Origin of the sequence: Rhodoferax sp. (assembly GCF_030653815.1) — a bacterium.
Lineage (GTDB): Bacteria > Pseudomonadota > Gammaproteobacteria > Burkholderiales > Burkholderiaceae_C > Rhodoferax.
The window spans coordinates 21832-33524 of sequence record NZ_JAURYQ010000010.1 but is presented as its reverse complement, the minus strand read 5'-3'; the positions used below and the strand labels follow the sequence as shown (position 1 = coordinate 33524).

General features: G+C 62.6%; 10 protein-coding genes. 4 read left to right on the top strand and 6 right to left on the bottom strand.

Features of this window, described 5'->3' with window-relative positions; genetic code table 11:
- The 4 genes from Q7U49_RS03630 to Q7U49_RS03615 form a co-directional block, all read right to left on the bottom strand.
- On the bottom strand, window positions 1-845 hold an 845-nt coding region (locus Q7U49_RS03630), incomplete at its 3' end, for an electron transfer flavoprotein subunit alpha/FixB family protein (protein ID WP_304762392.1).
- Window positions 846-1595: an electron transfer flavoprotein subunit beta/FixA family protein gene (locus tag Q7U49_RS03625; protein ID WP_304762391.1), complete on the bottom strand. Its 750-nt coding sequence runs from the start codon at window positions 1593-1595 to the stop codon at window positions 846-848.
- Window positions 1596-1780: 185 nt separating this feature from the next.
- Complete coding sequence (locus Q7U49_RS03620) at window positions 1781-3055, bottom strand: mechanosensitive ion channel family protein (protein ID WP_304762390.1); 1275 nt, start codon at window positions 3053-3055, stop codon at window positions 1781-1783.
- The gene (locus Q7U49_RS03615) at window positions 3048-4001 is read right to left on the bottom strand and encodes a histone deacetylase family protein (RefSeq protein ID WP_304762389.1); all 954 of its coding nucleotides are present in this window, start codon (window positions 3999-4001) and stop codon (window positions 3048-3050) included. The genes Q7U49_RS03620 and Q7U49_RS03615 overlap by 8 nt, the downstream gene beginning before the upstream one ends.
- A gap of 42 nt (window positions 4002-4043) precedes the next feature.
- On the opposite strand from Q7U49_RS03615, the gene Q7U49_RS03610 reads away from it, so the two are divergent.
- From Q7U49_RS03610 to mltB, 4 genes are read left to right on the top strand one after another with little or no spacing between them, the layout of a single operon-like run.
- Window positions 4044-4964, top strand: a complete 921-nt coding sequence (locus tag Q7U49_RS03610; protein ID WP_304762388.1) for a MoxR family ATPase — start codon at window positions 4044-4046, stop codon at window positions 4962-4964.
- 23 nt (window positions 4965-4987) lie between these two features.
- Complete coding sequence (locus Q7U49_RS03605) at window positions 4988-5965, top strand: DUF58 domain-containing protein (protein ID WP_304762387.1); 978 nt, start codon at window positions 4988-4990, stop codon at window positions 5963-5965.
- A 7-nt stretch (window positions 5966-5972) separates the two neighbouring features.
- Entirely contained in the window at window positions 5973-8015 is a 2043-nt protein-coding gene (locus tag Q7U49_RS03600; RefSeq protein WP_304762386.1) for a DUF3488 and transglutaminase-like domain-containing protein, read from the top strand.
- Window positions 8003-9124, top strand: coding sequence for a lytic murein transglycosylase B (gene mltB / locus Q7U49_RS03595; RefSeq protein ID WP_304762385.1), 1122 nt, complete (start codon window positions 8003-8005; stop codon window positions 9122-9124). The genes Q7U49_RS03600 and mltB overlap by 13 nt, the downstream gene beginning before the upstream one ends.
- Window positions 9125-9134: 10 nt before the next feature.
- Here the strand turns inward: mltB and Q7U49_RS03590 are convergent, their stop codons facing one another.
- Together Q7U49_RS03590 and Q7U49_RS03585 are read right to left on the bottom strand one after the other, a co-directional pair.
- Window positions 9135-10094 carry an alpha-E domain-containing protein gene (locus Q7U49_RS03590; protein WP_304762384.1) on the bottom strand — a complete coding sequence of 320 codons (960 nt, stop codon included), beginning with the start codon at window positions 10092-10094 and terminating at the stop codon, window positions 9135-9137.
- 53 nt (window positions 10095-10147) lie between these two features.
- A complete protein-coding gene (locus Q7U49_RS03585) occupies window positions 10148-11674 on the bottom strand; it encodes a circularly permuted type 2 ATP-grasp protein (protein WP_304762395.1) in 1527 nt (508 codons plus the stop codon).
- Between the last annotated feature and the right edge of the window lie 19 nt (window positions 11675-11693).

The window sequence follows — 11693 nt, the reverse complement described above, 5'->3', positions numbered from 1 at the left end:
GGGTCCTTGTTGATGGCCACGATGACCTTGCTGTCCTTCATGCCGGCGAGGTGCTGGATGGCACCACTGATGCCCACCGCAATGTAGAGCTGGGGCGCCACGATCTTGCCGGTCTGGCCCACCTGCAGGTCGTTGGCGGCGTAGCCGGCATCGACCGCCGCACGGCTGGCGCCTATTGCCGCACCGAGCTTGTCGGCCAGCGGAATCATGAGTTCGTTGAACTTTTCCTGCGAGCCCAGGGCACGGCCACCGCTGACGATGATCTTGGCCGCGGTCAGCTCGGGGCGGTCGTTTTTGGCGATCTCTGAACCCAGGTAAGTGGTGTTGCCCGGTGCGGCCTGCGCTACCACGGTCTCGATGGCTGCCGTGCCACCCAGTGCGGCGGCATCAAAGCCGGTGGTGCGCACGGTCAGCACCTTGATGGCATCCAGACTCTGCACCGTGGCAATCGCATTACCAGCGTAGATCGGGCGCTCGAAAGTGTCAGGGCTCAGCACCTTGGTGACATCCGAGAGCTGACCGACGTCGAGCTTGGCAGCCACGCGTGGCGCCACGTTCTTGCCCGCAGCAGTGGCCGGGAACAGCAGGTGGCTGTAACTGGCGGCCAGCGCCACGATTTGCACGGTGAGGTTTTCAGCGATGCCGTGCGCCAGGGCGTCAGCGTCGATGTGCAGCACTTTGCTGACACCGGCGATTTGGGCAGCGGCAGCGGCAGCCGGGCCAGCGTTGTGGCCAGCGACCAGCACATGCACGTCGCCACCGCACTGAAGCGCGGCAGTGACGGTGTTGAGGGTGGCGGGTTTGAGGGAGACGTTGTCGTGTTCGGCGATGACGAGGGTGCTCATTTAGATGACCTTTGCTTCGTTCTTGAGTTTGGAAACCAGGGTAGCGACGTCGGGCACCTTGACGCCGGCGCTGCGTTTGGGTGGCTCGTTGACTTTGAGGGTCTTGATACGCGGGCTCACATCCACACCGAGGTCTTCGGGCTTGAGCACTTCCATGGGCTTTTTCTTGGCCTTCATGATGTTGGGCAGGGTGACATAACGTGGCTCATTGAGGCGCAGGTCAGCGGTGACCACGGCGGGCAGGGTGACGCTCAGTGTTTCGGAGCCGCCATCGATTTCGCGCGACACGGTGGCTTTGCCGTCCGCCACTTCGAGCTTGCTGGCAAAGGCCACTTGCGGCAGGTCGGCCAGCGCGGCCAGCATCTGGCCGGTCTGGTTGCAGTCGTCATCAATGGCCTGTTTGCCCAAAATGATGAGGCCGGGTTGTTCCTTGTCGACCAAAGCTTTCAGCAGCTTGGCCACGGCCAGGGGTTGCAGTTCTTCAGACGTTTCGACCAGGATGGCACGGTCGGCGCCGATGGCCATGGCGGTGCGCAGGGTTTCCTGGCACTGGGTGACACCACAAGAGACGGCGATGATCTCGCTGGCGACGCCTTTTTCTTTCAGGCGCACGGCTTCTTCAATGGCGATTTCGTCAAACGGGTTCATGCTCATTTTGACGTTGGCGGTGTCCACACCCGTGTTGTCCGACTTGACCCGGACCTTCACGTTGTAGTCCACCACACGCTTGACTGCGACCAGGACTTTCATAACTGTCTCTCTCCAGAAGGTTAAAAATAGGCAAAAACGCATCGCGTCAGCGTCAATCTGATTGACGTGCACGTCAACTAAAGCATTCTATGCGGCGGCAAGCGCCGACTTGGCCACCTTAACGACATTCTTCATCAATTCCAATAAAAAGAACGGTCGTGCTTTTTATTATACGCAGCAGGCCATCACGCGGCGGGAACGACACGCTGGTGAATGACGCGTTGCGGGTAGGGAATCTCGATGTGATGCTCACGCAGCAGCCGCAAGATCTCCAGATTGACCAGGGAGCGCAGGTTGTCGCCACCGTTTTCAGGGTCGCCCATCCAGTAGCCCAGCCGAAACTCCAGGCCATCCGCGCCAAAGGCCAACAACACCACCGAGGGACTTGGCTCCGGCAGCACCCGGGTTTGCGCAGCCGCTGCCTGCAGCAGCAAACGCGACACCAGCTCCACATCGCTGTCATACGCCACCGACACCGTGGTGGACTGCCAGACCTTGGGGTCGGCCAAGGACAGGTTTTCAACCCGGCTGGTAATCAACATCTCGTTGGGCACAATGGATTCACGCCCGGCCAGCGACCGAATCACGGTGTAGCGCGCGTTGATCTCGGTGATGACACCACTGAAATTATCCACCTGCACGCTGTCGCCAATGCGCATGCTGCGCTCAGCCAGAATGACAAAACCGGACACGTAATTGGCGGCCAGCTTTTGCAGGCCAAAACCGATGCCCACGCCAATGGCCCCACCCAGCACCGACAGCGCCGTGAGGTCGATGCCGACCGCAGACAAGGCCAGCAACAGGCCCACAAACATCAACAGCGCACGGGCCGCGTTGCTGAAGGCCTTGCGCAGGCTCAGCTCACCGCCGGTCGCCTTGCGCAGCAAGCGGGCCTCGATGGCCGATGAAATCCACAGCGAGAGGATCAGCACCAAGCCCGCGGTGAGCGTGCCCTCGATGATCTTGCGCACCGACAACTTGGCCCCGCCCACGGCCCAGCTGATCTGGTCCAGCTCCTCCATCACCAAGGGCAACAAACCGCTCACCCACAGCACCATGGCAACCCAGGCGATCCAGGAAATACTGCGCTCCAACAGGCGGATCAAGGGCGTGTCCTTGAAGGCTGCCTGCAAGACCTTGACCCCCATGCGGATCACCAGCAGCGAAATCAAAACCGGGATGGCCAGCTTGAACAGCGCCAACGGCATGCTCATGACCAGCAGTTTGCGCGCGGCATAGGCCAGGCACAACAGCAGCGCCGGAAACAGCACACCATCCACAATGCGGCGCCCGAACATGATGGAATTGAGCTCGCGCTCGACAAAGGCCCTCGACACCAGCCGCGCCAGCAACCAGGCCAGCAGGGCACAGCCCACCAAGGCGCTCAGCTCGATCAGCACGCTGGTCTGGCTCAGGGCAACCAGCCAATCCTCCAGGTCGACGATCGCCGTGTCAGACATCCGCCAGCACCCGGATATGCGCCTCGGCGCTGCGAGACAGCGCGCTCATCACATACCCGCCCTCCAGGCAACTCACGATACGACCTTTGGCATGGCGCCGTGCCACGTCCATGATACGGCTGGTGATCCAGGCGTAGTCCTGCTCAACCAGCCCAAGCTGACCCATGTCGTCTTCGCGGTGCGCGTCAAAGCCGGCGCTGATAAAGATCATCTCGGGCTTGAATTCTTCCAGGCGCGGGATCCAGGCGGCCTCGATCATGTCGCGGATCTCCATGCCCTTGGTGTAGGCCGGCACCGGCAGGTTGACCAGATTGTTGGCGCTCGAGTGCACCCAGTCCATCGGATAAAACGGGTGCTGGTAAAAGCTCACCATCAGAATGCGGTCATCACCCGCCACGATGTCCTCGGTGCCGTTGCCGTGGTGCACGTCAAAGTCAACAATGGCCACACGGTGCAGGTTGTGGCGCTCCAGCGCGTATTTGGCGGCGATCGCAACATTGTTGAAAAAACAAAAGCCGCCCGCCTTGCTGCGGCAGGCGTGATGACCCGGCGGGCGCACCGCACAAAAAGCCGTTTTCATCTCGCCGGCCAGCACGGCATCGGTGGCATCAATGGCCGCGCCAGCAGCGTTGAGCGCCGCCTCCCAGGTATGAACATTGATGCTGGTGTCGGGGTCGATCTGCAATTGATCATGGCCACCGGCGGCAATTTGTTCCTTGAGTTCAGCATTCAAACCGCGGATGGCGGCCACGTACATGCGGTCGTGCGCCAGCTCGATGTCCGACACCGCTGCTGGTGTGGCTTCGCGCCGGTCCAGCGCCACGTCCAGGCCTGAAATGAGCAGGCGATCGTCAATGGCATCCAGGCGCTCGGGGCACTCGGGGTGGCCCGGCATCATTTCATGTTTACGGCAACTTGGGTGAGTAAAGTATCCGGTCATCGTCATATGAAACAGTCTCCTCGCTAAATTTTTGATATGGTGCAGGTCATGGACATACAGCACAAACTTAAATCTCTGGTCGATCAGCTTAACACGGTCATTGTGGGCAAATTTGATCAAACTCAAGATTGTGTCGCCTGCCTGCTGGCTGGTGGCCACCTGCTGATCGAAGACGTGCCCGGGGTCGGCAAGACCACCCTCGCCCACGCCCTGGCACGCACCTTCGGCCTGCAATTTTCGCGGGTGCAATTTACCTCGGATCTGATGCCCAGCGATTTGTCGGGTGTTTCGGTGTATGACCGGGGCCTGGAGCAATTCATTTTTCACCCGGGGCCATTGTTTGCCCAGGTACTGCTGGCCGATGAGATCAACCGCGCCAGTCCCAAAACCCAAAGCGCGCTGCTGGAGGCGATGGAGGAAAAGCAGGTCACGATCGAGGGTGAAACGCGACCTTTGCCGGTGCCCTTTTTTGTCATTGCCACGCAAAACCCGCATGACCAGCTGGGCACCTACCTGCTGCCCGAGTCCCAGCTCGACCGGTTCCTGATGCGCATCTCGCTGGGCTACCCCGACCGCAGTGCCGAGCGCGAGCTGCTCATGGGGCAGGAGCGGCGCGAACTGGTCGAGGCACTGCCCAGCCTGCTGACGCTGGAGGAACTGCAGGTCCTGCAAAGCCAGGTGCTGGCGGTACATGCTGCCGGGCCACTGCTGGACTACGTGCAGGACCTGATCCAGGCGACCCGCTCGGGGCAATGGTTCATGCAGGGCCTGAGCCCGCGCGCCGGCATCGCAGTGCTGCGCGCCGCCAAGGCCCGCGCGCTGCTGAGCGGGCGCAGTTATGTGGCGCCGGACGATGTGCAGGCCATCCTGCCGCAAACCATTGCGCACCGGCTGCTGCCGCTGAGCCAGGCGGGCCGGGGCGCCAGCGAACAGGTGCGCGCCATGCTCGAAGCCGTGCCCCTGCCCTGACCCTGTCTGGCACCACATCCCCTGTGAAGCCCCTGCCACCTCCATTGCGCCACCCGCTGGCGCATGTGCGCGCCCGCCTGGCACGCTGGTGGCAAAGCCGCCTGCCCCTGACCGACAGCGTCACGCTGACGCAGCGCAACGTCTACATCCTGCCCACCCGCGCCGGTTTGATGCTGGGCGTTACCCTGCTGGTGCTGCTGGTGTCTTCCATCAACTACCAGCTCAACCTGGGCTATTTGCTGACCTTTTTGCTGGCAGGCAGTGCGCTGGTGGGCATGCATGTGGGCCACGGCACCCTGCGCGGGCTGACCCTCAATTTGACAGCGCCTGACCCCATTTACCTGGGCGCCAAAGCCATCCTCAATGTTCATTTGCACAACGGCCGCAAGCGCCCCCGCTATGGGCTGGGTCTGGCCGTGCTGGACGCCGGGCAGTGGGCCTGGACCGATGTGGCGGGCCAGGCCAGCAGCACGGTGCAACTGGCTTATTTGCCTGAACGGCGTGGCCTGCACCGGCTGCCAACGCTGACGGCTGAGACCCGTTTTCCGCTGGGGACGTTCCGGGTCTGGACAGTCTGGCGCCCGGCCGCCCAGGTGCTGGTTTACCCGGCGCCCGAAGTGCCCGCAGCACCGCTGCCTGTCGGCGAAGCTCATGAGGGCAGCGCCCATGCCAGCGCGACCAGCGTGCAGGGTGAGCCCGATGGCCTGCGCGCCTACCGTCGCGGCGATGCGCTGAAAACCATCGTCTGGAAAAAGGCCGCCAAAACCGGTGAGCTGGTCAGCCGCGACAGCCAGACCCTGCAACAGCAAACGCTGTGGCTCGACCAGCAGCACACCGGACTGAGCCAGCCCGAGGCGCAACTCAGCCGCCTGTGCGCCTGGGTCTTGCAGGCCGACCAATTGGGACTGATTTACGGCCTGCGACTGAAACACCAGAACATCGCGCCCGCCAGCGGCCTGGCCCACCAGCAACGCTGCCTGCGCGCCCTCGCCCTGGCGTGATGAACCCATGAAGCTGCCCACATTCAGTCACTTGCCGCGCGACACACGGGACACCTTGTTTGTGCTCGCGGTCATCGCCTGGGTGGTCGCGCCGCTGACCCAGGAGATCCCCTTGTGGTGCAGCCTGCTGAGTGGCGCGGTCATGGTCTGGCGCGGCGTGCTGGCCTGGCGCGGCCAGCCCCTGCCCTCCAAGTGGTGGCTGATGGCCTTGCTGGGTCTGTGCCTGGCGGCGACGCTGCTCACATTCCGGACGCTGCTGGGACGCGACGCGGGCGTCACCATGGTGGTGGTCTTGCTGACGCTCAAAACGCTGGAACTGCGCGCGCGCCGCGACGCCTTCGTGGTGTTCTTCCTCAGCTTCTTCCTGATGCTGACCAATTTTTTCTACTCGCAGTCACTGCTCACGGCGGCCGCCATGCTGGTGGCGCTGCTGGGCTTGCTCACCGCCCTGGTCAACGCCCACATGCCGGTGGGCAGGCCAGCACTTTGGCAGGCCGGTCACCTGGCCGGCAGCATGGCGCTGCTGGGCGCGCCCATCATGGTGCTGCTGTTTGTGTTTTTCCCCCGCGTGGCGCCGCTGTGGGGCTTGCCAAGCGACGCCATGACCGGGCGCAGTGGGCTCTCCAACAGCATGACGGTGGGCAACATCGCCAGCCTGGCGCTCGACGGCAGCGTCGCCATGCGGGTGCGCTTTGACGGCCCGCCTCCGCCACAGTCAACGCTGTACTTTCGCGGTCCGGTGCTGTCCTACTTTGACGGTCGCGTCTGGCAGGCACGACCGTCAGCCATGCCGAACCGCTTCCGTCTGCCCGCCGAGCTGCAGGTAAGCGGTGAGCCGGTGCGCTACCAGATCACGCTGGAGCCCAACCGGCTGCCCTGGCTGCTGGTGCTGGACGCCACGCCGCAAACCCCGGTGCTGGTGGGCAAGACAGCACGCATGACGCGCGAGCTGCAATGGATTCTTGACCAGCCCGTCACCGACCTGCTGCGCTACGAGGTTCAGAGCTACCCCAATTTTCAGCATGGACCACGCCAGTTTATGCCTGGCTTGCAGGAGTACCTGGAGTTGCCCGCAGGCTTTAACCCGCGCACCCTGCAGTTGGCGGCCGAGTGGCAACGCGACCCGCGCCATGCCGGTGCCAGCAATGCCCAATGGGTGGACCTGGCGATGCAACGACTGCGCAGCGAGGGCTACAGCTATACATTGGACCCCGGCATCTACGGCCAGCACAGCGCCGACGAATTCTGGTTCGACCGCAAGGCCGGTTTTTGCGAGCACATGGCATCGAGCTTTGTCATCCTGATGCGTGCCCTGAACGTGCCGGCGCGCATCGTCACCGGTTACCAGGGCGGCGAACAAAATTCAGTCGATGATTTCTGGACCGTGCGTCAAAGCGATGCCCACGCCTGGACCGAGGTCTGGCTGGCAGGCCAGGGCTGGCAACGCGTGGACCCGACCTCGGCCGTGGCCCCGGGGCGCACCGGCACGCTGCAACGCCTGAGCCCGCCGCGCGGTGTCATTGCCGAAGCCATTTTCGGCACGGTCAACCCGGCGCTGGCGCTCAATCTGCGCGCGGCCTGGGACGCCGTCAACAACCGCTGGAACCAGTGGGTGCTGAACTACACCCAGAACAAACAACTCGACCTGCTGAAAAACATCGGCTTCAAGGAACCCAACTGGCAGGACCTCATCTATGTGCTGTGCGCCATCGTGGTGCTGTCCAGCCTGGGTGGAGCCGCCTGGAACGCCTGGGAACGGCACCAGCAAGACCCCTGGCTGCGCCTGTTGCAACAAGCTGTTGCCAAACTGCACGCGGCAGGCATCCGGTTCAGCCCTGCCAGCACACCGCGTCAAATCGCCCGGCAACTGCTGAGCGCCGCGCCAGCTGCATCACCTCACACCCAACCGCAACAACAAGCCTGGCACGACTGGCTGATCAGGCTGGAAGCCCTGCGCTACGCGCGGCCAGAGGCGGGCCAGACCGGGCATTTCAAACACCAACTCGCTACACTGCACAGCGAACTCAAACACCTGCAATGGCCCAAGTAAATTTATCCTCAGCGTCAAAAAAATGGCGGCACCCGCAGCGGCTCGCCAGCCTGATGCTGCTGCTGGCCTGTACGCTGCCGGCTTGCGCTGCAGCGGCCAAACATGGCAAAAAAGCGGTCAAGGTGGCCAGCACCCAAGTCGTCGTGCCCGGCCCCGGCTACGACCAGCGGCAAGACGCCATGCAGGCGGCCGATGACATCGCCGAGCGTCAACAGCTGGACCGCGACTGGGTACGCCAGACCCTGGGCCAGGCGCGTTATGTGGCGGCCATCGCCAAGGCCGTGACACCCCCGGCGGTGGGTGTTGCCAAGAACTGGCAGCTCTACCGCAGCCGCTTTGTGGAGCCGCTGCGCATCCGCGCCGGTGTGGCTTTCTGGCAGGCACATCACGAGACCCTGCAGCGCGCCGAGCAGCAGACCGGCGTGCCCGCTGAAATCATCGTGGGTGTGCTGGGGGTGGAAACCATTTACGGCCAACAAACGGGCAATCACCGGGTCATTGATGCGCTGGCCACGCTGGCTTTTGACTTCCCGGCCAGCCACCCGCGCGCAACCGAACGCAGTGCCTACTTCAAGACCGAACTCGAACAGTTCCTGGGCTGGGCGCAGCGCAGCGGGCGTGACCCGCTGGCGCTCAAAGGCAGTTACGCCGGTGCCATGGGTTTGCCCCAGTTCATGCCCTCCAGCTGGGTCAAGTACGCCGTCGACTTCGATGGCGATGGTGCGGTGGATCTGGTGGGCAGCCCGGCCGATGCCATTGGCTCGGTTGCCAACTACCTCAAGGCCTTCAACTGGCAACCCGGCCTGCCGACCCATTTCCCGCTGAGCTTCGACGCCAGCAGGCTCGACATGGTCACGCTCATGGCCCCGGACATCCTGCCCACCTTCAGCGTGGCAGGTTTTCAGGACAAAGGCGTGGTGCTCACGGGCGAGGCCCTTGCGCACCCGGGCAAGCTGGCCCTGATCGAATTGCAGAATGGCGACGCACCAGCCAGCTACGTGGCGGGCACCGACAACTTCTATGCCATCACCCGCTACAACTGGAGCAGCTACTACGCGCTGGCCGTGATCGATCTCGGCCAGGCGGTGGCCCAGGCCATGCGACCCTGAGCCCGGCCGCTCAGACCGGCACCGGCACCAGGAAGTCGCGACTGATGTGGGCACCCAGGTCGTTGACGCGGTCCAGAAACTGGGTCAGGTAGGCGTGCAGGCCAGTGGCCAGAATCTCGTCGATGCGACCGTATTGCAGCTCGGCGCGCAACTTGCCGGCGCGGCGCTGGGTTTCACTGGACTGGTCGTTGGCCACCAGTGCCAGATTGCTCACGACCTCGTTGAGGCTGGCATGTAATGAGCGTGGCATGTCGGGACGCAGGATCAGCAGCTCTGCCACCCGCTCCGGCCGGATCACGTCGCGGTAGACCTTGCGGTACACCTCGAAACCGCTGACGCTGCGCAGAATGGCGCTCCAATGGTAAAAATCGTACTCCTGATCCTTGCCGTTGGCGGTGCCATAAAAGTCGCTCTCCACCGCATGGAACTTGACGTCGACCAGGCGCGCGGTGTTGTCGGCGCGCTCCAGAAAAGTGCCCAGGCGCATGAAGTGCAGCGCCTCATCCATCAGCATGGTGCCCACGGTGACGCCGCGCGACAGGTGGGAGCGGAACTTGACCCACTCAAAAAACTGCGAGGGGTCGGCCTCGAAGTCACCCTGCTTGATCATGCGCTTGACTTCCAGCCAGGTCTGGTTCTGGGTTTCCCAGACCTCGGTCGTCAGCGTGCCACGCACGGCCCGGGCGTTCTCACGCGCGGCGCTCAGACAGGACACGATGGAGGACGGGTTGCGCTCGTCCTTGACCATGAATTCCATGACCTCGCGGGCAATGATCGTTCCATGCTTTTCCTTGTAGGCCGGCAGCAGTTCGCTGATCGACAGCAAGCCCTGCCAGCCGGCCTGCGCCACGGCTTCAGACTGGGGCAGCAAAGCGGTTTGGTAATTCACATCGAGCAGGCGGGCGGTGTTCTCGGCGCGCTCGGTGTAACGGTTCATCCAGAACAAGTGGTCGGCGGTTCGTGACAACATAAAAGCTTTCGGGTAGATCAATGAGTGATGGCCATCAACGCTTGCGAGCGGAATTAAAGGGCCCTGCCCTGAGCCTGGGCTTGTGCCATGACCTCGGTCACCGCCTCCACGGCCGCGGGCAATTCATCTTCCAGGATCCAGGTGTCTTTTGTGCCGCCGCCCTGTGATGAGTTCACCACGAGCGAACCCTCCTTGAGCGCCACGCGGGTCAGGCCACCGGGCACCATTTGCACGCTTTTGCCCGACAGCACATAAGGCCGCAGGTCAATGTGGCGCGGGGCAATGCCGCTTTCGACAAAGGTCGGGCAGCTCGACAGGCTCAAGGTGGGCTGGGCGATGTAGCCACTGGGGTTGGCCAGCACGGCTTTTTTGAAATCTTCCACCTCGGCCTTGGTGGCAGCGGGGCCCACCAGCATGCCGTAGCCACCCGCGCCATGCACTTCCTTGACCACCAGGTCTTTCATGTTGGCAATGACGTAGGACAACTCGTCCTTGTTGCGGCATTGGTAGGTCGGCACATTGTTCAAAATGGGCTTTTCACCCAGGTAAAACTCGATCATTTTGGGCACATAGGGGTAGATCGACTTGTCGTCGGCCACACCGGTGCCCACGCCATTACAGATGTTGATGTGGCCCGCCTTGTAGACGTCGAGCAACCCGGCACAGCCCAGCGTGGACGTCGGGCGGAACACGTCGGGGTCGAGAAAATCATCATCGACACGGCGGTAGATCACGTCCACGCGCTGCGGACCACGGGTGGTGCGCATGTAGCAGAAGTTGTCCTTGACAAACAGGTCCTGGCCCTCGACCAGCTCAATGCCCATTTGCTGCGCCAAAAAGGCGTGCTCGAAGTAGGCGCTGTTGTACATGCCGGGCGTGAGCACCACCACGGTGGGCTCGGCTGTGGTGGGCGGGCTGCTCTCGCGCAGGGTTTCCAGCAACAGGTCAGGGTAATGGGCGATGGGCGCCACACGGTGCGCGTTGAACAGGTTGGGAAACAGCCGCATCATCATCTTGCGGTCTTCCAGCATGTAGCTCACGCCGCTGGGCACACGCAGGTTGTCTTCGAGCACGTAGTACTCGCCGTTGCCCTTGGCATCCGGTGCGCGCACGATGTCGATGCCCGAGATTTGTGAATACACGTTGTTGGGCAGGTCGATGCCCATCATTTGCGGGCGGAACTGGGCGTTTTGCTCAATTTGCTCGCGCGGGATCAGGCCCGCCTTGAGAATTTCCTGGTCATGGTAGATGTCATGGAGAAAGCGGTTCAATGCGGTGACGCGCTGGGTCAGGCCTTTTTCCATGCTGCGCCACTCGTGCGCCGGGATGATGCGGGGAATCAGATCGAAGGGAATCAGGCGCTCGGTGCCCGAACCGTCCTCGTCCTTTTCACCGTACACGGCAAACGTGATGCCGACGCGGCGAAAAATCATCTCGGCCTCTTCGCGGCGTTTGGCCATCATGTCGCCAGGCTGGCGCGCCAGCCACTCGTCGTAAATCTTGTAATGGTCCCGAATCTGCGCCCCATGGGTGAAAAACTCATAGGGCAACTTGGTGTACATCTCGTCGAATTTCAGCATCATCTATTACTCCTGCAAG

What these genes read in the sequence shown, in the direction of transcription:
- Q7U49_RS03600 (WP_304762386.1), top strand. Translation starts at nt 5,973, where the DNA reads ATGAAGCTGCCCACATTCAGTCACTTGCCGCGCGACACACGGGACACC.
- Q7U49_RS03590 (WP_304762384.1), bottom strand. Translation starts at nt 10,094, where the DNA reads ATGTTGTCACGAACCGCCGACCACTTGTTCTGGATGAACCGTTACACC.
- Q7U49_RS03585 (WP_304762395.1), bottom strand. Translation starts at nt 11,674, where the DNA reads ATGCTGAAATTCGACGAGATGTACACCAAGTTGCCCTATGAGTTTTTC.
- mltB (WP_304762385.1), top strand. Translation starts at nt 8,003, where the DNA reads ATGGCCCAAGTAAATTTATCCTCAGCGTCAAAAAAATGGCGGCACCCG.
- Q7U49_RS03610 (WP_304762388.1), top strand. Translation starts at nt 4,044, where the DNA reads ATGGACATACAGCACAAACTTAAATCTCTGGTCGATCAGCTTAACACG.
- Q7U49_RS03620 (WP_304762390.1), bottom strand. Translation starts at nt 3,055, where the DNA reads ATGTCTGACACGGCGATCGTCGACCTGGAGGATTGGCTGGTTGCCCTG.
- Q7U49_RS03625 (WP_304762391.1), bottom strand. Translation starts at nt 1,595, where the DNA reads ATGAAAGTCCTGGTCGCAGTCAAGCGTGTGGTGGACTACAACGTGAAG.
- Q7U49_RS03615 (WP_304762389.1), bottom strand. Translation starts at nt 4,001, where the DNA reads ATGACGATGACCGGATACTTTACTCACCCAAGTTGCCGTAAACATGAA.